At 59.4% G+C, this 21,679-nt stretch carries 36 protein-coding genes and 2 pseudogenes; 31 read left to right on the forward strand and 7 right to left on the reverse strand.

The annotated features are described in order from the left end of the window. Positions 1–134 precede the first annotated feature (134 nt). From C9990_RS32060 to C9990_RS32100, 9 genes are all read left to right on the forward strand, one after another. Positions 135–1,037 carry a hypothetical protein gene (locus tag C9990_RS32060; RefSeq protein WP_106805786.1) on the forward strand — a complete coding sequence of 301 codons (903 nt, stop codon included), beginning with the start codon at positions 135–137 and terminating at the stop codon, positions 1,035–1,037. Between the two features lie 1,137 nt (positions 1,038–2,174). Beyond that, positions 2,175–2,582 (forward strand): hypothetical protein, encoded by a 408-nt coding sequence (locus C9990_RS32065; RefSeq protein WP_218277290.1) that lies wholly within the window; start codon positions 2,175–2,177, stop codon positions 2,580–2,582. 107 nt (positions 2,583–2,689) lie between these two features. Next, positions 2,690–2,893 (forward strand): hypothetical protein, encoded by a 204-nt coding sequence (locus C9990_RS32070; RefSeq protein WP_106805787.1) that lies wholly within the window; start codon positions 2,690–2,692, stop codon positions 2,891–2,893. Positions 2,894–2,939: 46 nt separating this feature from the next. Next, complete coding sequence (locus C9990_RS32075) at positions 2,940–4,574, forward strand: KlcB family protein (RefSeq protein ID WP_106805744.1); 1,635 nt, start codon at positions 2,940–2,942, stop codon at positions 4,572–4,574. A gap of 38 nt (positions 4,575–4,612) precedes the next feature. Continuing rightward, positions 4,613–4,858, forward strand: a complete 246-nt coding sequence (locus tag C9990_RS32080) for a hypothetical protein (protein ID WP_106805745.1) — start codon at positions 4,613–4,615, stop codon at positions 4,856–4,858. Between the two features lie 19 nt (positions 4,859–4,877). Further along, positions 4,878–5,123 carry a hypothetical protein gene (locus tag C9990_RS32085; RefSeq protein ID WP_106805746.1) on the forward strand — a complete coding sequence of 82 codons (246 nt, stop codon included), beginning with the start codon at positions 4,878–4,880 and terminating at the stop codon, positions 5,121–5,123. Positions 5,124–5,296: 173 nt separating this feature from the next. After that, on the forward strand, positions 5,297–5,611 hold the full coding sequence (locus C9990_RS32090) for a hypothetical protein (protein WP_106805788.1): 315 nt from the start codon (positions 5,297–5,299) through the stop codon (positions 5,609–5,611). Further along, positions 5,608–5,850, forward strand: coding sequence for a hypothetical protein (locus tag C9990_RS32095; protein WP_106805789.1), 243 nt, complete (start codon positions 5,608–5,610; stop codon positions 5,848–5,850). Before C9990_RS32090 ends, C9990_RS32095 begins: the two co-directional genes overlap by 4 nt. Further along, a complete protein-coding gene (locus C9990_RS32100) occupies positions 5,847–6,098 on the forward strand; it encodes a hypothetical protein (protein ID WP_106805748.1) in 252 nt (83 codons plus the stop codon). The genes C9990_RS32095 and C9990_RS32100 overlap by 4 nt, the downstream gene beginning before the upstream one ends. Here C9990_RS32100 and C9990_RS32105 read toward each other — a convergent pair whose 3' ends face one another. The 6 genes from C9990_RS32105 to C9990_RS32125 form a co-directional block, all read right to left on the reverse strand. Continuing rightward, positions 6,099–6,293 carry a hypothetical protein gene (locus tag C9990_RS32105; RefSeq protein WP_106805790.1) on the reverse strand — a complete coding sequence of 65 codons (195 nt, stop codon included), beginning with the start codon at positions 6,291–6,293 and terminating at the stop codon, positions 6,099–6,101. 99 nt (positions 6,294–6,392) lie between these two features. Further along, a complete protein-coding gene (locus C9990_RS32110) occupies positions 6,393–6,653 on the reverse strand; it encodes a hypothetical protein (protein WP_106805791.1) in 261 nt (86 codons plus the stop codon). A 37-nt stretch (positions 6,654–6,690) separates the two neighbouring features. After that, a complete protein-coding gene (locus C9990_RS32115) occupies positions 6,691–7,338 on the reverse strand; it encodes a ParA family protein (RefSeq protein WP_106805792.1) in 648 nt (215 codons plus the stop codon). Between the two features lie 126 nt (positions 7,339–7,464). Continuing rightward, positions 7,465–7,881: a LuxR C-terminal-related transcriptional regulator gene (locus C9990_RS32120; protein ID WP_106805750.1), complete on the reverse strand. Its 417-nt coding sequence runs from the start codon at positions 7,879–7,881 to the stop codon at positions 7,465–7,467. 34 nt (positions 7,882–7,915) lie between these two features. Further along, a complete protein-coding gene (locus tag C9990_RS32410; protein WP_157955117.1) occupies positions 7,916–8,167 on the reverse strand; it encodes a hypothetical protein in 252 nt (83 codons plus the stop codon). A gap of 94 nt (positions 8,168–8,261) precedes the next feature. Beyond that, the gene (locus C9990_RS32125) at positions 8,262–8,927 is read right to left on the reverse strand and encodes a LexA family transcriptional regulator (RefSeq protein ID WP_106805794.1); all 666 of its coding nucleotides are present in this window, start codon (positions 8,925–8,927) and stop codon (positions 8,262–8,264) included. Between the two features lie 169 nt (positions 8,928–9,096). On the opposite strand from C9990_RS32125, the gene C9990_RS32130 reads away from it, so the two are divergent. The 8 genes from C9990_RS32130 to C9990_RS32175 all read left to right on the forward strand — a co-directional run bounded on the left by C9990_RS32130 (position 9,097) and on the right by C9990_RS32175 (position 14,371). Beyond that, positions 9,097–9,360, forward strand: coding sequence for a hypothetical protein (locus C9990_RS32130; RefSeq protein ID WP_106805753.1), 264 nt, complete (start codon positions 9,097–9,099; stop codon positions 9,358–9,360). Beyond that, positions 9,347–9,919: a hypothetical protein gene (locus tag C9990_RS32135; protein WP_106805795.1), complete on the forward strand. Its 573-nt coding sequence runs from the start codon at positions 9,347–9,349 to the stop codon at positions 9,917–9,919. The genes C9990_RS32130 and C9990_RS32135 overlap by 14 nt, the downstream gene beginning before the upstream one ends. Positions 9,920–10,202: 283 nt before the next feature. Continuing rightward, positions 10,203–10,598 (forward strand): hypothetical protein, encoded by a 396-nt coding sequence (locus C9990_RS32140; protein WP_157955116.1) that lies wholly within the window; start codon positions 10,203–10,205, stop codon positions 10,596–10,598. Next, positions 10,598–11,026 (forward strand): hypothetical protein, encoded by a 429-nt coding sequence (locus C9990_RS32145; protein WP_106805756.1) that lies wholly within the window; start codon positions 10,598–10,600, stop codon positions 11,024–11,026. Before C9990_RS32140 ends, C9990_RS32145 begins: the two co-directional genes overlap by 1 nt. Positions 11,027–11,411: 385 nt before the next feature. Then, positions 11,412–12,689 carry a site-specific integrase gene (locus tag C9990_RS32155; RefSeq protein WP_106805796.1) on the forward strand — a complete coding sequence of 426 codons (1,278 nt, stop codon included), beginning with the start codon at positions 11,412–11,414 and terminating at the stop codon, positions 12,687–12,689. A 319-nt stretch (positions 12,690–13,008) separates the two neighbouring features. Continuing rightward, positions 13,009–13,458 (forward strand): hypothetical protein, encoded by a 450-nt coding sequence (locus C9990_RS32165; protein ID WP_106805760.1) that lies wholly within the window; start codon positions 13,009–13,011, stop codon positions 13,456–13,458. Between the two features lie 173 nt (positions 13,459–13,631). After that, positions 13,632–13,886, forward strand: a complete 255-nt coding sequence (locus tag C9990_RS32170; RefSeq protein ID WP_106805761.1) for a hypothetical protein — start codon at positions 13,632–13,634, stop codon at positions 13,884–13,886. After that, the gene (locus C9990_RS32175; RefSeq protein WP_106805762.1) at positions 13,883–14,371 is read left to right on the forward strand and encodes a lysozyme; all 489 of its coding nucleotides are present in this window, start codon (positions 13,883–13,885) and stop codon (positions 14,369–14,371) included. The genes C9990_RS32170 and C9990_RS32175 overlap by 4 nt, the downstream gene beginning before the upstream one ends. 17 nt (positions 14,372–14,388) lie before the next feature. Here C9990_RS32175 and C9990_RS32900 read toward each other — a convergent pair whose 3' ends face one another. After that, positions 14,389–14,511 (reverse strand): hypothetical protein, encoded by a 123-nt coding sequence (locus tag C9990_RS32900; protein WP_256595167.1) that lies wholly within the window; start codon positions 14,509–14,511, stop codon positions 14,389–14,391. Between C9990_RS32900 and C9990_RS32180 the strand changes: the two genes are divergently transcribed. The 14 genes and pseudogenes from C9990_RS32180 to C9990_RS32220 all read left to right on the forward strand — a co-directional run. After that, a complete protein-coding gene (locus tag C9990_RS32180; protein ID WP_106805763.1) occupies positions 14,510–14,962 on the forward strand; it encodes a hypothetical protein in 453 nt (150 codons plus the stop codon). The two genes, C9990_RS32900 and C9990_RS32180, sit on opposite strands and share 2 nt — an antisense overlap. Positions 14,963–15,096: 134 nt before the next feature. Then, positions 15,097–15,423: an HNH endonuclease gene (locus tag C9990_RS32185; protein ID WP_256595174.1), complete on the forward strand. Its 327-nt coding sequence runs from the start codon at positions 15,097–15,099 to the stop codon at positions 15,421–15,423. Positions 15,424–15,594: 171 nt separating this feature from the next. Beyond that, complete coding sequence (locus C9990_RS32190; protein WP_218277286.1) at positions 15,595–16,062, forward strand: phage terminase small subunit P27 family; 468 nt, start codon at positions 15,595–15,597, stop codon at positions 16,060–16,062. A gap of 8 nt (positions 16,063–16,070) precedes the next feature. Further along, positions 16,071–16,574 (forward strand): hypothetical protein, encoded by a 504-nt coding sequence (locus tag C9990_RS32905; RefSeq protein WP_256595169.1) that lies wholly within the window; start codon positions 16,071–16,073, stop codon positions 16,572–16,574. After that, positions 16,457–17,038, forward strand: coding sequence for a terminase large subunit domain-containing protein (locus tag C9990_RS33230; protein ID WP_371920719.1), 582 nt, complete (start codon positions 16,457–16,459; stop codon positions 17,036–17,038). The genes C9990_RS32905 and C9990_RS33230 overlap by 118 nt, the downstream gene beginning before the upstream one ends. Beyond that, a complete protein-coding gene (locus C9990_RS33235; protein ID WP_371920720.1) occupies positions 16,972–17,802 on the forward strand; it encodes a terminase TerL endonuclease subunit in 831 nt (276 codons plus the stop codon). The genes C9990_RS33230 and C9990_RS33235 overlap by 67 nt, the downstream gene beginning before the upstream one ends. Positions 17,803–17,809: 7 nt before the next feature. Beyond that, complete coding sequence (locus C9990_RS32530; protein ID WP_177410387.1) at positions 17,810–17,956, forward strand: hypothetical protein; 147 nt, start codon at positions 17,810–17,812, stop codon at positions 17,954–17,956. Continuing rightward, positions 17,953–18,357 (forward strand): phage portal protein, encoded by a 405-nt coding sequence (locus C9990_RS32565; RefSeq protein ID WP_218277291.1) that lies wholly within the window; start codon positions 17,953–17,955, stop codon positions 18,355–18,357. Before C9990_RS32530 ends, C9990_RS32565 begins: the two co-directional genes overlap by 4 nt. Next, positions 18,339–19,082: a phage portal protein gene (locus tag C9990_RS32570; protein WP_256595170.1), complete on the forward strand. Its 744-nt coding sequence runs from the start codon at positions 18,339–18,341 to the stop codon at positions 19,080–19,082. The genes C9990_RS32565 and C9990_RS32570 overlap by 19 nt, the downstream gene beginning before the upstream one ends. Next, on the forward strand, positions 19,046–19,177 hold the full coding sequence (locus tag C9990_RS32910; protein ID WP_256595171.1) for a hypothetical protein: 132 nt from the start codon (positions 19,046–19,048) through the stop codon (positions 19,175–19,177). Before C9990_RS32570 ends, C9990_RS32910 begins: the two co-directional genes overlap by 37 nt. A gap of 25 nt (positions 19,178–19,202) precedes the next feature. Then, positions 19,203–19,804, forward strand: a pseudogene (locus C9990_RS32945) (HK97 family phage prohead protease). A gap of 15 nt (positions 19,805–19,819) precedes the next feature. Further along, on the forward strand, positions 19,820–21,067 hold the full coding sequence (locus C9990_RS32210) for a phage major capsid protein (protein WP_106805768.1): 1,248 nt from the start codon (positions 19,820–19,822) through the stop codon (positions 21,065–21,067). 32 nt (positions 21,068–21,099) lie between these two features. Next, positions 21,100–21,489, forward strand: a complete 390-nt coding sequence (locus C9990_RS32215) for a head-tail connector protein (protein WP_256595168.1) — start codon at positions 21,100–21,102, stop codon at positions 21,487–21,489. Further along, positions 21,486–21,679: pseudogene (locus C9990_RS32220) on the forward strand (head-tail adaptor protein); the annotation flags it as partial. The gene C9990_RS32215 and the pseudogene C9990_RS32220, both read left to right, overlap by 4 nt.

Here is a 21,679-nt window from a genome sequence, read left to right on the forward strand (position 1 = left end):
CCCTAGCTCTATAGGGATGTTTGGATGATTGGCGAAGCCTCAGTAGAAGGCCGCCCCTGCATTATGTGGGGGCGCATAGATTTTCAGCCCCTGGCCCGCGCCCTGCGCCGGGTTCTGGTTGCCGGTAGCTCCCTGTGAGGTCCGTTAGCCAGCTGCTGCCCGGTTCCGTAGAGGCCGCCGCATACGCCGGCCTGTCTGACATCCCTGAGCTACTGCCAAAGCGCAAAAAACTGCCCCTGCGTGACCGCACGGGCCAGCAGCGCCGCCAAACTGGCGTCACCGTCGATCAAGCGCGCATGTTTGGCGGCTTGTTCAGCAAGACCATTGCCCGCGTTCACGAAGAAGCCGACAAGCGCGAGGGGAAGTACCTGCGCCGCTTTGACGATATCAACGACTCCCGCACCTATCAGCAGCGCTGGGACGCCCTGGCCGAACTGATCGGCCCGCTGTGCGCACGCCTTGACCTGGCGCAACTGGTCGTCGGTTGGCTGGATAAGAATGGCAAGATGCACGTTAACCGCCAGCGCAAGCTATGCGAGGATTCAGGGGTGCGCGAGTGGACCCTATCGCGCCTGCTGAGCGACCTTGAGCGCGCCGGCTATGTGCGCCGCAAATTTCGCCGGATCTTTCACAAGGGTACGAAGTGGATAACGCGCGTGACGATTCACGTGCGCCGCCGCTTCTTTATCGACTTAGGGTTGGGCCATGAGCTGGCCGACGCACAGACCCGTAAGCGCGTAGAGCGCCGCACCGTGCTGGGTGTAGCTCAAGACACTCGCAAAGCCGCCTTTACCAAAGAACAGGCCGCAGCTAAGGTCCGCAAGGACTCCCACGAAGGCGCCCAGCGCGCTGCCCGGCGCAAGAAGCAGGAACAGCAGGGCGTCAACAAGCTGGAATATAAACGGGCCTGGACAGCGGCCTGGGTGGAGTTCGCGCAGGCTCGCCCCAACCTTGCTGGCAGGCAGCGTTCCGAAGCGTTCGCCCGCGAATACCCGCACTTCGCCGTCCACCCCGACAGCACCGACAGCCTCCCATAGCCTCTCTCAGACTGCACCGCCTCCCGGCGGTGCCTTCGCACGTCTGTATCCCGCCAAAGCCCTTGCCGGCGCGCCCAGGCCCACATATCCCCCCTCAAAACTCCCGATCTACCCCCCGCGCTGAGCAATTTCCTGCCCGAAAATCGAAGGCATGCGCCGGCCAGGCGCCAGGCTTTTAAATATCTGCAAGATTAGGCGTTCACTGGTACCGAAGGGCTTTTAAAGATCCGCTTTAAAGCTCATAAACCGTGCCAACTGTGCATGTCTGACTGGCGTAGTAAGAATGCCTGCCCACTTCGCGCCTGGAGGCGCGGGGCAAGGAAACAGCTCTGCGCTAGTGGTGCCGCCGTTCCGTCAGCGAGGCGCCTTCCAGTCGCTGTGGGACGTTCTACGGCTGCGCACGACTCAAGACCTCCTTGCGTCCCTTCGCTCCTTCACGCGCCGGCTACGCCCAGTCGGTCGCGCAAGCGCTCCAGTGATCAATACGAGGGGTTCGCTTACGGTATTTGCATGGCTTCAAGCGCCGTAGCGCCTGCGTGAGCGGTTTGCGGATGATCTGCAGGGCGTGGCCGCCCTGCAGGGGTTGCGCTGCCCGTGTGCCTTCTGGTGCGTTAGCAGAGATTCCGCCGGCATGGCCGGCATTCTAAGTATTCGCATCGCGCCAATAACGAAATAACGAATTGACGAAATAACGAAACACAAATAAGGTTCATCCCAAGGCCGGGCATTACGCCAAGGCCGCTATCCGGGTATGAACCGATGACTAGGCAAGAACCGCACGTGGTCGCGTTGAAGGCGGCATTTTTTGAGCGTTACGCAATCCAACTTAATGCACGTATTGCCGGGGGATCGCAGCGCGATTGCCTGGTACTGGCAGTGCCGGAGTTTCGTAAAAGGGCCGAGATAGACAGGTCGCAGTTGATAAGCATCGGAATTTGGCTTGAAGCTCAAGGCTATTTTTTGTGCGAGGATTACGGCCGTGTAGGCCTGCTGGCTTCGCCCTCTGGCTGGACCTGCTGGAACGCTGGGGTATCCGTCAAAGTAAGGTATTGCCCCAGGCATTTAACGAAATAACGAAATAACGATTTAACGAAATACCGCCGGCACTGCCGGCGGTTTAGCATTGGAGGCTGATGGATGTTTGCGTTGTTACTGCGTGATGGGTCGCGCGAGGAAATAGAGGCTTCGGATTTTTGGGAAGCTATGCGCGCGGCGCTGCGTTTCGATGCGGCCCAGCTGGAGGTGTCTGGTGATTCGCCGCGGTTGATGACGGCCGAGCAGGTACGCCATGAACTTGCCCTGGATCGCCCTGGGCTGTTCGATTCGTATGCGCCCGACTGGCTGCCACCCACCGCCGCCGAGTTTCGCGAGTTGTTGCGAGTGGCTGACTTATCGGGGAGTGAGGCCGGCATGCTGGTTGGGGTCGAGTCGCGGAAGATTCGCAAGTGGGCAGGTGGAGAAGGGGAGCCGCCGTATGCCGTATGGCGCCTGCTCAGCATCTATGCTGGCCTGGCAAGCGCACCACGATTTCAGCCGCCGAACTGATCGTTTAACGAATTAACGAATTAACGAATTGACGAAATAACGAATTGGTTTTAAAGTCTGCTCCAAGGCCGGGGACTCACCCAAGGCCGCACCCCGGAGCAGACCCGATGACGACTACGCAACTGGCGGCCCGCATGCAAAAAGCGGCCGATCAACTCCCCACCCCCCGCCTCATTGAAGCTGTCCAGCACCTGGGCGGTGCCATCTTGCCGCCTGTTGAAAATATGGTTCGCGTAGCGCTTTTGACTGCCTATGAAGCACGTGCCGGCGGCAAGGCCATGGATGCATTGATGGATGAAATTGGACTTTAAGCCTTGTTGCCCCGGCCAGTCCGGGGCTGTTGACGGAGCCGCCAAAATGGCCAAGAAGAAAGCCCCCGCCCAGGAACTGCCGCTGGAGCAGCAGCCGCTGTTCCTCAAGACTCTTGAGTTTCTGCCAGATGATCGCGGCGAGCTGGAGCAGCTGGCCGCTGACATGCTGCAGCTGTTCAATGACGCGATGATCGCGGCCAGTGCGCGCGATATCGAAACGTCAGCGCTTCGGTATAACGCCGTGGTCTACCGGCTCCACGGCAATACGTTCATGGGTAGTGGCACGAAGGATGGGGCCGGGGGCCAGCTGTGCAAGAAATTGGCCGCGCCTGCAGGCGTGGTGCCTGGCTGGGGGCAAGCCGGGGAGTACTTGCTAGAGGTCGAAGGCATGCGCCTGCGGGTGGTGGTTGACCCCTGGGGCATGAGCGGCACGTACAGCCTGAGCTTTTACGCCGTGGATGCTTCGGCCAAATTCATCAGCGAGACCGGCTACCTTAGCCAGTTCCTGCACCCTGATAAGCATGTGGGGCAAACCTTCGGCCAGGCGGTGCGCGGCCTTGTGGAGCAGCTGCTGCAGGGTGAGTTCAAGCCGAAGGCCATCCGCGAGGATGAGCGCGCTAAGGTTTCGGTACCGGCGTGGCTTGTGCCGGCGCTGCAAGGCGTTACGCGTAACGGGCAATTGAATATGCCGCTGTCGGGTGAGCCGCAGTTGTCGGAGTCGGTCAAGAAAGTGCCGATGAGCAACGCCGAGCGGCAGCAGCTGCTACGGCAGCGCCGCAAGGAGCGCGCGCAATCCGAAGGCCTTAAGCTTATCCCGCTGACTCGCACGGACCGCATGGTGCTGAGCCTGGGCCTGTTGGCCCATGAGGATCTGGATCATCGGCCAAAGGATTGGGTCACCAGCAAGAAGCCGGGCTTTGATGCATTGCTGACCAAGCTATGGCCCGAAGGTGATAACGGGCGCTACCTGGCTGAGCCGAACCGTAGCACTTACCGGCCTACCGCGTTCCTGCGCGATGAGCTGGAGCGGCAAAGGGTGATGGTTCAGCGTCTGCAGGATCAGAACAGCGCCCTGCGTGCAGGTGAGCCGGTTGCCGGCCAGGTGATCGTGTCCGCTGATGACCCGGACAACTGGACGCGCACCGTGCAGCTGACGCGGGATGAAGATTCGCTGATGGCGTGGGCTTTCAGTGTGTTTTTCACCGCGCGCGCCGATCTTGATCACCTAAAGTCGCCTTTGGTGCTGGAGAACTTAGAGACGATATTCCAGGGCTGCCCCTTCTGGACCGAAGAATTTAAAGCCAAGCTTGATCAGGATCAGGGAATAATCAACGGCAACAAGCGTCGGGATAAAGAGGCTAAACGCGGCTGGCAGTGCTACGAGGACGAACGCAAACAGAACGTTCAGCTGTTCAAAGAGCGCGCCGCTGATCGTGCGGAAATCAAGCGCCTGCAGGAAGCGCTGCAGCAAATCGCCCAGGAGGTGACCGGCGCACCAGCTGCAGCCGCGACACCGAGCAACATCGAGGCGAAGTTGCGTGAGCAAATCGCCGGCCTGCAGGATCAGAATGTACTAGAGGTGGCTGATCGAGGCCGCGCGTTTGAGGCGGTGGCCGTGCTGCAGGCGCGCCTAAAGAGGGCCGGTCTGCCCAGTGACTACCGCAAGCAGCCTGGTGAATAAGCCAGGCGTTACCCATAACGAACAGAAGGGAAGCGCACATGACCGAGACCCCGAAAACCCCAAGCCTGGCCGACTGGCAGGCGCTGTATGACGACAAGGCCGCCCTGGTCAAGTCGCCGGAGGCGCAGCAGTTCGCCCTGAACGAGCTGGCCGAGGCGCTGTGCGCCCAGGGCGTAATCACGGCCGACGAGCTGCCCGACTTGATCGAGCAGGCCGACGCGGCCTATCAATGGGGTGTTGAAGAACAGCTGAGCGCTGAACTCAATGCGCCTGACGTGAACTGAACAGAAAGGAACCCCCGCTATGCCGATGATCCAGATTGAACAAGACAGCCCCGAGACGCTGGCCAAGGCGCGTGCGCGCCATGACCACATGACCAGCCAACTGCGCCGGTTCGCCGATAACTCGTCGTTACAATACGGCTGCGCCATGCATGAGGCTGGCTATCTGGCGGCGCTGCTGATACATGGACTGATCAGTAACGCGATGTATGAACAACTGACCGCCGAGCTGGAGCAGGTGCGCGCCAAGTTCGACGCCGAAGGGTAGGGCGCCGCGTTACCAATAACGCCGCTTATGTTCAAAAGGGGGGTACACCGAGCCAGGGTGTGGCCCCCTTTTTTTATGCCCTCGGTTGCCACACCCCCCTAGACTGGTCTACCACACCCCCCTATTCTGGTTTTACGCACTGACACCCCCGCACTCGAAATGGACCCGCCGCCATGCCGTTACCCGTCACGTCTTCCTATGAAATGCGCCTGAGCGCCCTACGCAGCTATGCCCCCGAGGTGGCCGAACTGGCCGCGCGCGTCGCCCAGGTGGTGAAGCCAGAAGCCCTGGCGCAACCTGTCAGCGCCTTGGAAAGCGATCTGTTCGACCACCTGCAGCCGGTCGGCCAGCAACAGGCGCGCAGCGTCAATCGCTTGGGCGTGTGGCTTTACAGCCTGGTACATGGCCAAGCCCTGCAGCACGCCGAAGCGGCCGTGTTCCTGGCCGAAGCGGCCAACCACGGCGGGCCGTCAGGTATTGCAGAATGAGCGCCGAAGCGCTGGCAGGGGTGCCACTCCCCGCCCTGGTGCGCGAGCATGCGCTAAAGCACCTGGCTCGCATCGAGCGGGCCGAGGATCTGCAGGAAGTCAGCCTGGCCCTGGAGCGCGCCGAAGGCTACGGCGAAGGTCTGGAGGTGATCCGGGCGCTTAATCCGGCGGATCTGGAGGCGCTGTATGTGGCCTTCGACAATGCCGCCACGGCTCGCCGCGAGGTACTGACGGCATGATCGGCGAGGCGATACAGCTGGATTCCCTGGCGCACCTGGTGGCCCAACACGCCATCCGTGAAGCCGTAGTCGGCCGGGTCAAAGGGGATAACGCGCAGTGGACGCTCTCTGTACGCCTGGGCGGCCCCACGGCGCGCCTGGTGCCCGTGCGCAGCCGGCGCGAGCCCCTGAGGATCTGGACCAGCTTAAAAGCCGTGGTGAAGTTTGCCGACAAGGTGGGGATCACCAGTTTCAGTGTGGAGCTGTGACTACACGCCCTGGGCGCGCGCGGCTTTGTCCAGGGCTTCGGCGAGGATCTGCGCGGCCGTACTGAGCGAGCTATAACGGCGGGCCAGCTCCAGTTCGGGGGTGCTGGACGTGGTGCGCTGGTACTCGGCGTGCATCGTGCGGAAATCCTGCAGCGTCTGCAGCTCAAACGGGGATAGGTCGAGGGTCACTTGCATGGCGGTGTCCTGGGCGGTGATCGAGGCCGCCAGTGTTACCCGTCACGCAGGCATAAAAAAGCCCCGCCAGGTGCGGGGCTGGGTGTAGCCGATGAGCTATTAGCGGCTTCCCTTAGATTCTTTAAGCAGTGCAAACCCTTGGCGCAGCACGTCGACCATGCTCATTTTGTGCATGGCGGCGAACATCTTAAGGTCGTGCTTGAACTGAGCATCCACCTTGAAGTTGGCAGTTACTAGCTCTTCTGGTGCTGCTTGGTGCGTATGCCCTGCCTTTGTTAGCGCTTCGGCAGCCAAGGGGGAAGCCGGCGCGGTGCCCTTGGTATTGTTTCGACGGGGTGGCTTAGGGGCGGCGACTGTCATTGTTGAGTTTCCTTTAATTCGTTAATTCGTCAATTCGTTACTTTGATTGTAGCTCAATCGCTCGCTTGATAATTGAGGAAATAAGGCGCTCCGCCTGGGTTCGCAGGCCTCTGTGCGACACCTCTATCACCGACAAGCCAACATCCATGGCGCGGCTATAGCTGACCTTTTGCGGCAGATGACCGTCCAGTACGTGATAGGGTTTCTGGCTCAAATATTCCTGTGCCTCTTCCAGTTCGGCCACGCTGTCACCTACGTGATTCAAAGCAAACGCTATGCGCTCAATAGGTATGCCGTGCTTATGGTGCAATGCATCGGCAAGCTTTACTGCAGGATCTAGGTCATCCAGCGAAAGGCCGGTAGGGATCACTAAAAGGTCGCAGGCTTCGGCCATTTCCGCCGTGTCTTTGCTGGCACGCGGCGCACCGTCGAAGATCATCACGTCATAGTTGTCAGCCTGGGCCAAGGCGTGTGCGACAGAGCCAAACTGCTCTACGTCTATTTGCGGCAGGTGTCCGCGCTGCAGGCGGCGCTGCTGCCAGATAGTGCTGGTAGATTGGTTCAGGTCAAAATCTGCGATCTTCACCGACCATTCATTTTGCGCGAACCCAACCCCCGTGCCGCGCGCGTCTGTGGATTTGCCAGGTCCACCTTTCTGAGTTGCAAAGCCTACGATCAATGCCATGTTGAGAAATTTCCTGTTCGTTATTTCGTCAATTCGTTAATTCGTTAACGCAGGGCGAGTATAGGCCGGCCTTATCGCGACATCAAGAAAATAACGAATTAACGATTTAACGAAATAACGAAAGGATTAGACGTAGAAAGCTTGCCGGCATGGAGGGCCGCCCGCTGAGGCGGGAGAAGTGCGCACGCTGCGCGAGAACTCGGTGAGGGTTCGGCTGCGACGCTGGGAGCGCGGCCGGTTGAAGTCAGTGTCGACCTCAAGCACTGCAATAACGCACAGCATCAGGCATAGGGCCTGCGGGACTAGAACGCCCAGGGTAAAGCCGCGCGTGATCATGTGAGCTTTGTTCTTGGCGCCCAGCTTGCTCAAGATGTTCCGTTCAACCATGCGCATACCGATATCGTCCAGCTGCAGTTCCTCGGCGATCATCGGAGTAGCAAAACCCTCGGCGGTTTTGACCAGAACGAACAGTTCTTTATCTGTCAGGTTCTGGCCCGGGTAGCCGATCACTTCGTCGCCGTGGATCTGGACGCACGCATTCATGGGGGACGCTTCCTTGCGAGGGGGGAGGACGGTATTAGTGGCTAGAAAGATCGAGGTGCAAGGCATCCACCTGACGCTTAAGCATGCCGAGTAGGTCGGCCATTGCTTCCATGCTGTCGATGGTGACGTGACCTTGATCGATGGCATACAGGGCCATGGCTTGCATGCTTGAGGCCAAAGAAGAAACCTCTCTCAATGCCACAACGCGGCGCTGTTGGACTATAAGCGCGCCGCTGGAGTTGGCTGGAGGTTGGCTGTTTGGAGAGGAAACTACGCTGCCTTGCATGGGGGTTAACCTGTCATTCCTGAATTGCGTGGCATGTTACACTTAAAGTGTAAATTGCAGCAATAAAAAAGCCCTCGATCTAAGGGCTCTTTCACTACCTGTCGTGGGAAATTCGGACGACTCGGCCGACGATATCAAGCTGCTCCAGTTCCTCACGTGTCAGTTTGGTATCAGGGTACTGCTGAGAATCTGATGCTTTAAGGGTAAAGGTGTTGTTCATCTCGGGGCATATCCAGCGAATCCATATTGTGTCCGCCACGACTATGCCAAATAGGTCAGCACCTCGCACCGCGACCTGATCGCCATCAAGTAGCACTTCGGCCCCTTCAGCGATAAGCGGCGCCATGCTGCTATCAATTTGCTTAATGCATAGCAGCTTGTTCCGGTTCAGCCCCCGGCTTTCGATGTACTCAAGGCTGAAAGCCGTGTTGTCCGTGACTTGCGACAGGATAAGCAGCCCTTTTTTAGTCGAGATATTAGGGGGATTGGCCGTCACATAGTTTGAAGTTACGGCGCTTAAGCTGTCGTTGTCTGTGTACCCCTGGAGCCATGCAGGGGTCTTACCAAACAGTTTGGCAAGCAGCACCACCTGATCGACTGGCGGCATGCGTAGGCCCAGCTCCCAATTGGAATAGCGGGAGTAAGCAATGGGAGTACCAGAGAGGTCTGTGAGACGTTTTGCTGTCTCTTCAAGTGTCCAGCCTGTGGCCGCTCGACAATCTTTAAGCCGCTGGGACACAACTTTTATCAATTCAGACATGCGCAATCTCTCATAGGGCGCCGTGAGGTTTCACGCCTTGGCAGTTGTTTAATACTAGCGTCTATCTGGTGAAATATACACTTTAAGTGTAGAGGGCGGCAAAAAAAGCTTGAGAAATGGGACACGGTCGAAATAGACTTACACTAATCGTGTAAAAGGAAGTCTATCCGTGGAACTAAACAAGTGGATTGAAAACATAGGCGGCGTAGAGCTGGCGGGCAAGCTAAGTCCTGCTGGTATCCAGGCTGTTGCCAGTCTACTGGGTGAAAAGCCACGGACTGTGTTGTCTTGGTATCGCCAAGAACGCATCCCGTCATTTGCAGCCGGCTGCAACATCATCATCAAGTCAAGAAAGGCAGTCGACTGGAACGGAATCTACAGCCCGTTTGCCGTCAATCTGCTTAAGGTCGGTAAAGAAAATGCCGGCGCTTAACTTGCCTTCCGCTTTCTCGGCCTCGGCCGTCGCGCGGCGCATTGAAGGCCGTTACGGCCTTGCCGGCTTCGCTCGACTGATCAAGCTTCTAGAAATTCTGGCCTCTAGTGACACTGCTTCTGGCGGAATTGTTCCCCTTCCCCGCAGCGATTGGCGTGATGCCCTGGGCGTCTCTGACGATGAGCTGTACGACTTCCTTGGCGCCCTTATGCGGTCCGGCTGGCTCTCTTTCTCCGAGGGTGACGAGCCAGGCGCGCCCCTAGTGGTGGTTTTCAGCCAGGCGGACGACTACTTGCCCCAGGCTGAGCCACTTCTTTTTACGTCGCCTGAGCAGTGGGTTTTCTGGTGTGAGACAGAGTTGAACATGCGCCGTGAAGTGACCGGCGATCCCCTGACCCTCGGGCTGTTTCGTCGCTGGTGTGCATCGAACGTTACGGTAACGGAAATGCATCAGGCCTGCGAAGAAGCGGCCCCGCATCACTCCGAACTAACGCCGGGCGTACTGCACGCGCAGCTGCAGGCCGTGCGCCGCGCGCGACTGGATAAAGCCCGCGCCTGATCATGGCCAGGTATTCGCAATCCCCCAAGCATTGCCGCTGCAGAGTGCGCAAGTGCGGGGCTCGCTTCAAGGGCACGCCTGACGTAACGGGTTGCCCGGCCTGCAACCGTCCAGGGCGCCTGGACAAGTGGGCCCAGTCAAGGCCCTGGCGGGCCAAGACTTGCCACTGTGATGCATATCCGTTTTACCACCGCCAAGGCGGCGGGCTTTGTAATGGCCCCCGCGTCTGGCCCGCCATGCCCGGCATTGCCGGCTTACCGTTTTGATGGGAGCAACAAACAGCATGATTCTTATTGGTTTGACCGGCGGTAAGCCTGAGCAACGCAGGGAAATTGCCGAACGTCTGGAGCGTTTTGGCGGTAGCCGCTTGCGCACCTGGGCGGGCACTGATGTGCGCCGAGGTGCGCGGGTGCGTGACTTGGTTATCGCGCTCAATGATTCGACCAGCAATAAGTCCTTGGGCGGCCTGGTGATTTACAACGTCATGACGCTGGATGAGGCCCAGGAAATCCGCCGCCGTGGCGGCGTTATCTGGCATGTCATGGGCGCGCCTTCGGAATCGGTGCCTATGGAACGTGAAGACCCGAAAGTCACGCATATGCAGGGCGGATGCCGGCACTTTCTCGACGCTATCGACGCGCTGAAAGAACACTTGCTGAGCATCGCTGAGGCTCACTGATGGCCGCCCCTGAAACCGCGCTGGACAAGCTGCTGCACGCCTGGGCGGCCTGGTCCTTTGGGGATATTGGGGGGCTTGGATCTGGCAGCACCATGCTTGCGCAGCTGATCGAAAAGAAAGGTGAAATTTTCTTTGGCGGCTCTACCGGTTCAAGCGGCCCCGCTGACGGTATCGAGGTGCGGATAGAGGCCGCCGTTATGGAAATGGCGGCGAAAAGCATTGATCAGGCTGACGTGCTGCGCCTGGAGTATGCCGCCGGTTGCTGGGAAGTCTGCAACCGTCGAAAGATCAAAGACTACGACCCCGGCACAGCCTCCCAACTGGATCGCGCGCGCGCTCTCGGGCTGAGCTGGAGAACCTACAAGCGACGCCTGGCGGCGGCGCGCGAAATGATCACTGAGAGGCTGGAAGCATATGCGAAGCGATGAAATAGCGCGGCTTGAGGCGCACTTACTGCAGGAGCAGCCGCGCTGCACAGAGTGCCAGGCCATACGACGCCTGGTCAGTCATACCGCTGACCTGCAGACGTTCGTCCTGGCCCTTGCGGACCATCACGCAGCCCCTGGGCCGTGCCCCGAAAAGACCGCTGAGCATTACCAGCTGATGAGCCGGGTCAAGGCTTTGGTTGATCAGATCGGCAGGCCAGCAATATCACCAGCAGTACCCGCCAAGGACTAACAGAGTCCGTATGCCACCTATTCCCATCCCTGTAGCTGCAGTGCGCCCGTCATTCGCATGGGTAGGGGATGGCTACGCCCGAAACGCGGCCTAGCGCTCTGACCAGTGGCTGGCCGCCTTGATTGGTTGCCAGACATGACCGACGCAAAAACCCTTCATATCAAGTTCACGGACGCCGAGCTGCGGCGCCTGGCTGAACAGTCCGTTACGCATAACGTGCGCGATCACCGGCACCCCGCGCTGCACTTTCGCTTCGGGAAAGACAGGTCGCGCGGCTCTTGGCACGTGGTTCGCCATGTTGCCGGCAAGAGCCCTTCCCGAAAGCTGGGTAACTGGCCCGACATTTCCGCCAAGACGGCCATAGAGCTGTTGCCCAAGAAGCTGGCCGAGTTGACCGCTGACCCTTCGTCAATCGTTGCCGTTTCTTCCTGGGAGCGCGTTGAGGATCTGTTGCGCTGGTATGCCGATCGCATCGAGCGCACCCGTAAGCTGTCTTCAAAGTGGAAAGGTACTGTTCGCTCCCTGGTGGCCTGCCAGCTGCTGCCGCGTGTTGGCTCCCTTAGTCTGCAGATGGTCGACCGCCAGGCGCTCGATGATCGCTTGATATGGCCCATGCAGGAGGTGCGCAGCCTGGCCTATACCCGACAAGCGTTTGGGTTGATCAAGAAGGCATTCAAGCAAGCGGCCGGCCTCGACATGTTGAGCGTCAACCCACTGGCCGAAGTGGTGTTTTCTGACTTCATTGATACGCCCATTCGACCCAAGCCCTGTGCGCTTCGTCCTCACCAGTTGCCGGACCTGGTTAAGCGGTTGTCTGCAGAAGAAGTCCGTCAGACCAGCATGTGCATGCTGCCTTTGATGATGCTGTGTCACGCCACCAGAATCAGCGAAACCCGCCTGGCCAAATGGTCAAATCTAACCCTTGAAGGGGAGGGGGAATGGTTCCTGCCGGCGGCCGATACCAAGACCGATAACGATCATCGTCTACCCCTGACCCGGCACACCGTCGCACTTCTTAAAGCCTATCGAACCCGCCAGAAGCAGGCCGGGTATGCAGGCGTTTATCTGTTCCCGCGCGGTGATGGTGACCCCATCACGGATAACCAAGCCCAGGAAATTATTGCGTCCCTGACTGCAGGGGAGTGGACCAGTCACGACTTGCGAAAGATCGCCCGAAGCATGTGGCTTGACCTGGGCGTCGAGTACTTCATTGGCGAAATGCTGCTGAACCACGCCATGGACGACCTGCAGGCCGCATACATCCATACCCATGCTGAAACCCTCAAGCGTGACGCCCTGGAGCGCTGGCATCTGTGGCTTGAAGCGCAGGGCCTCTCTTTTTTTGCCGCCGAGACAGCGCCGAGACGCGCAGCAGTAGAGACGACCACCGAAACCAATAACGGCGCGGCTTAGAGCCCTGCCAGCCAATCCATTGCAAAGGAGGATTTTAGGATATGAGCAAGCAACCCGTTACCCTATTGGAGCTTAGTCAGGACGTTTTCGGTGGTGATCTGGCGGACCCCGGCCAACTGCCCCTGATGGCTGCTAGCTTGAACCACGCAATCGCTGTCACTGAGGTTCGGGAGTGGATCGAGGCTAGCCCATTGTCGGAGCTGAACTACACGCGGTTGCGGTGGATTCTGGTAGTCCTGCGCCGGTCGAGACTGCATAGGCCGGAGCCGGTCCGGACGGCTCTTACCTGGCGGGAGCGGATCACGGGGAGGCTGAACCCATGAGAGAGGTGATCGAGCAGCGAAGGTTCACCCGGGAAGAAATTTGCAAGGCCTTTAGCGTGCCCTCTGAGCTTTTGACTGTGACGGGTAACGCCAAAGTGAAGAAGGCGGGCACCAAGCGGCAGCAGCGGCGCCGGGAGCGCCTCAAGGAGCAAGGCGTAAAGGAAGTGACCGCAAAGCTTGGGCCTGGTCTTCTGGCCTTGCTCGATGAGTCCCGAACAATTCGCGGTGGGGTTGATGGCCCCTACGATGTAGAGGAATACATTGCCGCCCTGGTGCGCGAGGATGCCGCCAGGCTAAAGGGGCAAATAGCCGATGCGCAGCAGTATCCGTGCCGGCAATGCGGCAAGACGCTGCCAGATGGTTGTGGTGGGGCATTTAAGGGCGAATTGGCCTGCTTGCACACCCCGGCCGCGTGGAAACTACGCATTCCAACTGTAGACGCGTGACGGGTAACGCAGAGACCTATTTCGGTTGGACGCCGGATGGCGAGACGAGGCTGGCCCAGTTACGTATCGTTTTACCTATCGTGGCGTGTTTGCGTTCACGGCCCTAACAATCAATCACATACAAAGCCCCGGCGGGTGATCTGCCGGGGCTTTTTGCTGTCTGGAGCCCGCAAATGAACAGAATCAAACGGGCACGGCTCGCAATGGCGGCCCTTTTGATTGTGGTCGCGGCGGGTTGCCGGCGGGCCAGGGCTGAAACGGTTGAAAAGGCCCTGATGGTGCCGCCGGCCACATATGCCGGCGCTACTTTCTTTGGCGCGCCCGTCACCAGCCTGACGCAGTGGGTCATGTTCTTTTACGCGCTGTCCATGCTCGCCTGGCACATCAAAACCAAGTGGTTCAACAAGAAACAGGAGGCGGCCGGATGAAACTGCCGCGCGGTCTAGTGTTGCCGCTGGCAGCTGGCTTTATGCCGGTCCTGCTGGCCCTGGTGATGTTCTTCGAGGGCATCAGCTTAAAGGCGTATCAGGACGGTGCTGGAGTCTGGACGATCTGCTACGGCCACACTGCCGGCGTCCGGCCGGGTGATGCTGCGACACGCGCCCAGTGCGTGGCCTGGCTTCGCGAGGATCTGCAGATATCCATAGGGGCCGTCGACAAGCATCTGAAAGCCGATGTTGGTTGGCTGTGTCGCGTTGCCCATGTGGACTTCGCTTTTCAGATGGGCGAAACGAAGTATCGGCGCTCGACTCTGCTGGCTCGCTTCAATGCTGGTGACCGCTACGGCGCGCCGGATGAGTTCTTGCGGTGGGTCTACACCGGCGGCAAGGACTGCCGCCTGGCTGAGTCCAACTGCAGCGGTGTAGTAACCCGGCAGCAGGTAAGGCGAGAGCTTTGCCTTGCCGCGCCTTGATCAGTATCCAGCGGTACCTAATCCGCTTTGCTGATGGCCGTACAGCCACCGCCCTGGATATGGACGGTGAAGACCCTGCGGAAATCATTGTGTGGCTCGCCACCTTCTTTAAGCCCGGCCAAGTGCTGGAGGTTATCCATGTCGTTTAGTCCTTTGGTCGCCGCTGGTGGCCTTGTTGTCGTGTTGTCGCTTTGGGCCGTCGATCACACCACCCAGCTAAACAAACTGGCAATGAGTCAGAACGCGGATTTGCGCAAGTCAGTAGAGGCGTCCGAAGCGAATAACCAGCTTCTTAAGCGTGCGCTACTGAATCGTGAAGCCACGCTTACCGTGCTGGGCCTGATCCACGAGCGCACGCGATCCATCAACGCCGCGCTGGACGGCCAGACCGCCCAGCTAAATCGAAGCCTGACCGAGCTGAAACGCACCGATGAAAAGACCAACACTTATCTGGCTGGCCTTGTCCCTGGCCCTCTCGGGCTGCGCTACGCCAGGCCAGACACTACCGACCCAGTTGCCTACCGAGCCGGCGCCCTTGTCCTGCAGCCTGGTGCCGTGCCACCTGCCGGGCCGGCCAGCCCTGGTAAGTAATGAAGACTGGACCGTCGCGCTGGATGAGACGGAAGGCGCGTTAGTCCGCTGCGCCGTTCAGGTGCTGGACTGCATACAGATACAAGGAGCTGCCACCAATGCCGCCAAAGGCCAAGCGCCCGTGCCGTTCGCCAATGTGCCCGGGCAAGACCCGGGCCCCTAGCGGGTACTGCGAGCAGCACGCACACCTTGCCAGCGGCTGGGTCCAGCCCGGCCGAGGGACAGCCGAGCAGCGCGGGTATGGCTGGGAATGGCGCAAGAAGCGTGCGGCCGTCCTCAAGCGTGACCGTTACTTGTGCCAGTGCGAAGACTGCAAGGGTTGCACCCTTCCAGCATCAGAAGTTGACCACATAACACCTAAATCCATGGGTGGAAGTGACGATTTTTGCAATTTGCAGTCGCTAAACGTCGATTGCCACAAGGCTAAAACGCAAAGGGAAGCCATCGCCGCGCGCGTGTGAAATATTCGTCTATTTTCGTCGAAAAACGTTGACATGGCGGAAAAATGACGGGTCTGGAGGGGGGCGGGCAAAATCTCTGCAGCTTTTCGCCTTCTCCACCGATCGCCCAGCCTTTTACGCGCGACCGCGAAATTAAAAAATTCGTACTTTTGGAAAAATTGGGGGGTTCCTGTGGGCCGTCACGCCAAACCGACCGCCTTGAAAGTGATCCAGGGCAACCCTGGCAAGCGGAAACTGAACAAGAACGCGCCGTCTCCCGACGCGCTAACGCATGTGCCTGACCCGCCTGACTGGTTCGGCGAAATCGCGAAGAACATCTGGCGTCAGGTTGCGCCCTGGTTGATCGAGGCCAGGATTTTGACCGGCACTGACATGCACAACCTTGAGGCGTTTTGCATGGCATACCAGCGCTGGCGAGAGGCCCAGGACGACATCACCAAAAACGGGATCATCGTCATGGGCGCCAAGCAGGAAATCAAAAACCCTGCCTGCACTGTCTCCAACGAAACGCTACGCCAGATGGCCGCTTATGGCGGTGCGCTTGGACTTGATCCTGCAGCCCGGGCGCGCCTCAAGCCTGGCGGCGAACAGAAACCAGACAACCCCTTTACCGCACTGCGGGGAGGCAAAGCCGGATAAGACCCTCTATGGCCAGCTCACCAAACGTCAACGCGGCGAACAAGTACGCCCGCGACGTGGTGGCGGGCAAGATTGAAGCGTGTAAGTGGGTGCGCGCCGCCTGCAGGCGCCACCTGGACGACCTGGCGAAGTCCACTAAGAAGGGCTACCGCTGGAAGTTCGACAAGGCCGAGGCCGAGCGCGTCTGTGTCTTTATCCAGTTGCTGCCGCACACCAAGGGCAAGTGGGCCGGTAAGCGGCTGCTGATCACCCTGGAGCCGTGGCAGAAATTTATCTTCTGCTGCATTTTCGGGTGGCGATCCAAGCGCAATGGTCTGCGCCGCTTCCGTGAGGTGTATGCGAGATTCCCCGCAAGAACGGCAAGAGCGTTATTGCGGCTGGCCTCGGGCTATTCATGTTCATTATGGATGGCGAGTTTGGCGCCGAGGTGTACTGCGGCGCGACGACAGAATACCAAGCGCTTGAGGTTTTCCGGCCGGCGAGTCGGATGCTCAAGAACACGCCGCAACTGATTGAGGAATGCGGCGCCGAGATAATGGTGATGAACCTTTCTCTGCCTGATGACGGCAGCCGGTTCGAGCCATTGGTTGGCGATCCTGGCGACGGTAGTTCGCCCAGCTGCGCCATTGTCGACGAGTATCACGAACACGTTTCGTCGGCGCTTTACGACACCATGATCACCGGCATGGGTGCCCGCGAGCATCCGCTGATGTTTGTGATCACAACGGCCGGCTACAACCTTGCCGGGCCTTGTTATGTCCAGCGGGGCCAGGTCAAGGACATGCTGCTGCACGCCCTGGGCGAAGGCGGCATAGAAAACGATGAGCTTTTCGGGATCATCTACACCATTGACGAGGGAGACGACTGGCAAGACCCGAAGGTGTTGCGCAAGGCCAACCCGAACTTGGCGTGTCGGTCGATGATGAATACCTGTTGCGCATGCAGGCGAACGCCAAGCGTTACCCGTCACAGCTGAACAAATATCTAACCAAACATTTAAACGTGTGGGTTAGCTCCCGGTCGGCCTGGTTGAACATGTCGGACTGGGCGGCGTGCGGAAATCCTGAACTGACCCTGGAGCAATTCCGGGGCCGTAAATGCTGGATCGGGGTCGACCTGGCGAGCAAATCAGACATTACCGCTGTGGCCCTGGTGTTCAAGGACAAGGACGAGCGCGGCCGCGATGTGTGGACGGTGTTCTGCAGGTCGTACCTTCCCGAAGGCGCGATAGAGCGCGCGACCACGTTTAAGGATGCCTACGAAGGCTGGGTGGTGTCTGGCGATCTGCTGACCACAGACGGCGAGGAAACCGACTTTGATGTGGTGCGCGATGACATCAAAGACCTGGCCGAGATGTTCGACATTCAGGAAATCGCCTACGACAAGTGGCGCGCCACGCAACTGGCGCACCAGCTGCAGGCGGACGGCGCCGAGGTGGTCGAGGTCGGCGGCGGTATTCAGACCATGAATATGCCCATGCGGGAAGTTGAAGCGGCGCTGGTTTCGCGACGCTTCAATCACCCTGAAAACGGTGTGCTGTCGTGGATGGCGGGGAACGTGACAACCAAGGAATACCGAGGCTGTTTGACCCCAATGAAGGAAGACGAAGGCAAGGGCAACTTGCGCAAGATCGACGGCATGGTCGCCATTCTGATGGGGATGAGCCGCGCAATGCTGGCCGACCAGGCGCCCGGCAGTCTTCTGAACAGCATGACTGACGATGACCTTTTAACCATGTGAGCCCCCTATGAAAAATTGGCTTCCTGAACTGATCGGGACGGCAGGCTATTGCCTGTTTGTTGCCGGGCTGTACGTCCAGTTCGGCCCTGGCTGGGCGCTGATGGCCGGCGGCGTCTTGCTGCTGGCCGCCGCGATCAAGGCGGTTCGGACATGATCCTGGGCGCGATGTATGAAAACCGTAGCAGCCTGGAGAACCCCGCTACCAAGATGAACAGCCAGGAGTTGGGCGAGCTGCTGTGTGCCGGCAACGGTATTGCCGTCAGCCCCGCCACGGCGCAAAGGCTGACGGCGGTGTATGCGTGTATCTACGTGCTGTCCAGCACCATGGCGCAGTTGCCCTTAAGCGTGCTGCGTAAGGTCAACGGGGAGATTGTGCCGGCCACGGATCACCCTGCGCACTACCTGCTGCACGATGAGCCCAATCAGTGGCAAACGTCCTACAAGTGGCGCGAAACCAAGCAGGCGCACACCCTGGGCTGGGCAACGGTTTTACGCGCCTGGTGCGCAATCGCCGGGGCGAACTGCAGGCGCTGGAAATGTGCGAGCCCCAGGTAACCGACCTGGTGAAGAACGGTGGCCGCTGGATCTACGCCACGCAGGATGACGATGGCATGCCCCTGGCAGTCGCGCCCGAAGACATGGTTCACCTGCGCGCGATTGGTTCCGGCCGGCGAATGGGCACCAGCCCGATTCGACAAAACGCCGAAACGATTGGCCTCGGCTTGGCTGCAGTGCGTTACGGCAAGGAGTTTTTTGAGGGTGGCGGCCGCCCTACAGGGCTTGTGACGCTCAAGGACGGAAATCTGCAGCGCGACGGCTGGGAGCGCCTTAAAAGCGTCTGGAACAGCGCGGTAATCAAGCTCAAGCAATCGGAGAATAAGACCCTGCTGTTGCCAGCGGATCTGGATTACAAGGCGCTGACTATCGCGCCTGAGGATGCCCAGTTTCTGGAGACGCGCAAGCTGACCCGTAGCGAGATTGCCAGCATATTCAATGTGCCTTCTCACATGATCAACGATCTTGAGAAAGCCACGTTTTCCAATATCAGCGAGCAGGCTATCCAGTACGTCCGGCACTCGGTAATGCCCTGGGTTAAAAACTGGGAAGAAGAGCTGAACCGCCGGGTGTTTACCCGGGCTGAGCGCCTGGCCGGCTATTACATCAAGTTCAACCTGGCCGGCCTGCTGCGCGGCACCCCGAAAAGCGCGCCGAGTTCTACCGGATCGCGATCCAAGACGGCTGGATGTCTCGCAATGAGGTCCGCGTGCTGGAAGACCTGAACCCGATGGCCGGGCTCGATTCGATGTTGCTCAACGTCAATACCACGTTGCTGGGCGCTGACGGCAAGCCGTTACCCGTAACGACAAAGGAATAACCCCATGAGTGAGTTTGAGAAACGCATGCTGCTCGCGCAGCACTGCGAGCTTCGCGCTGTGCCGGTGGAAGAGGGCGGCGATCAAAATGCGTCACCGCGCATTGCCGGCTACGGCGCTGTGTTTAATCAGCGTAGCGACCTGCTGGGCGGTTTCTTTGTTGAGCTGATCGCCCCTGGTGCATTCGATGACGTGCTGGGCCAGGACGTACGCGGGCTGTTCAACCATGACCCAACTACCTGTTGGGCCGCACGGTCAGCGGCACGCTGCGCCTCTCGGTAGACCAGCGTGGCCTGGCCTACGAAATCGACACGCCCAACACGCAGACCATTCGTGACCTTGTTGTCGAGCCGTTGAAGCGCGGCGACATGAGCGGTAGCAGCTTCGCCATGCGTGTCGCCCCTGGTGGCGACACCTGGCACGAAGAAGACGGCGTGGTGGTGCGGACGATCTACAAGATCGCTGAACTGCGCGACGTGGGCCCGGTGTCATTCCCGGCCTATCCCGATTCAAGCGCTGCACAGCGCTCCCTGGACGCCTGGAAACAGGCGAAAAACGAAGGCCTTGAGGGTCGCGCTCAGTTTGAGCGTGAAGCCCGTGAGCGCCTGCTTGATTTGAACGACCTTTAAGCCCTTGGGGGATTTATGACTCTGCAACAACTGAAAGAACTGTACGCCCAGAAAGCCGCCGAAATGCGCAGCCTGCACGAAAGCACCGGGGACGAAGTGTGGACCAGCGAAACCCGCTCCAAGTGGGAAGCTATCAGGGTCGACCTGAAAGCCTTGAAAGAGAAGATCGAACGCGAAGAAGAGCTTCGCGAAAACGATCAGTCCTTTATCGAAGAGCGCGCCCGCAATGCCAATCAAGGCACCCAGCATCAGCAGCAGCTGACGGGCGAACAGGCTGAACTGCGCAGCGCCTTCGATGCGTTCTTGCGCGGTGGCGCTGAGCATCTGACTGCAGAACAGCGCTCGGCAGTATTTGCCATGCGCGCCCAAGGCGTACAAGGCCCCGAAGCTGGCGGCTATACGGTGCCTACCACGCTGCAGGCGAAAGTAATCGAGGCCCTGAGCACTTACGGCGGTATCGCGTCCGTATGTCAGTTGCTCAACACCGACAACGGCGCGCCCATTGCCTGGGCGGTGAGCAATGGCGGCGAAGAAGAGGGCGAGCTGATCGGCGAGAACAAGCAGACCGGCGAAAAGGATGTTGAGTTTGGTATGGGCACGCTGGGCTCCCACACCATCAGTTCGAAAATCATCCGCGTCTCTGAGCAGCTGCTGCAGGATTCCGGTATCGACATGGAAGCCTTCCTGGCCGGCCGCATCAGCAAGCGCTGTGGTCGCACCCGCAACCGACTGATCGTGCAAGGCACTGGGGCAGCCGAGACGGACACCGCGCCGGCCCAGCCCAAAGGTTTGGAGGCGGCTGTAGGTGTGGGCAAGGTGACGGCCAGTGCATCCCAGTTCACCTGGCAGGAAGTCAACGGCCTGATTCACTCGGTCGATCCGGCCTATCGTGCGGCCCCTAACTTCCGCCTGGCCTTCAACGACAATACCTGCCAGGCCATGGAAGAAATGGTCGACGGCAACAAGCGGCCGCTGTGGCTGCCGGGTATCGACAGCGACCGCCCGGCGACCATCCTGAAACAGCAATACGTGATCGATCAGGCGATTGCCAATATCGGCGCTGGTAAGAAGTTCATGTATGCCGGCGACTTCAATGAGCTGATCTTGCGTGCCGTGCGCAGCCTGACCCTGAAACGCCTGGTCGAGCGTTACGCTGAGTTCGGCCAGGTGGGTTTCCTGGCGTTCCTGCGCTTCGGCATCGTCCTGCAGGACACTGCAGCCATCAAAGCATTGGCCGGCAAAGGTGCCGAAGTCGAGGCCTAAGCCTGGAGCGGGGCCGTGCAAGCGGCCCCTGTATGCGCATGTTGACGCTTGAGCAAATTAAGCAGCATTGCCGGCTTGAGCTGGACGACACCGAGGAAGACGAGCTGCTGCAGGGTTACGGCCGTGCAGCGCGGCGAATGGTCGAGACTCGCACCGGCCGCAAGCTGGTGCGGGTCGAGTTACCCGCTGACGCGCCGCCGGATGCTGCCGGCGATTACGACTACCTGCGCAGCCTGTTGCCGGCAACGGCGCCGGAGAATGCGTTACCCGTAACGGATGACGTAACCCTGGCAATGAAAATGCTGGTCGCTCACTGGTACCGCAATCGCGAAGCCGTCACCGAAGCCACTGCAACGGGCTCACGCGCGTTACCGCTGGCCTTTGAGGCGTTGGTAGGCCCTTACAACTGGATATCGCTATGAAGCACCCAGCCGCTGGCGAGCGGGATAAACGCATTGAAATCCGGGTGCGCAATGACAAGCCCTTGAATGACGCCGATCTGGTGTCGGGTTACATCATCGTCGGTCACCGCTGGGCGCTGCTGGAGCCGCTGGGCACGCTGTTGGTGCATAGCGGTATTCAGGTCAACAAGAAGATCACCCACCGCCTGAC

The organism is Pseudomonas sp. S5D5, from assembly GCF_003013355.1.
In the GTDB taxonomy this organism is placed as follows: Bacteria; Pseudomonadota; Gammaproteobacteria; order Pseudomonadales; family Pseudomonadaceae; genus Aquipseudomonas; species Aquipseudomonas aylmerensis.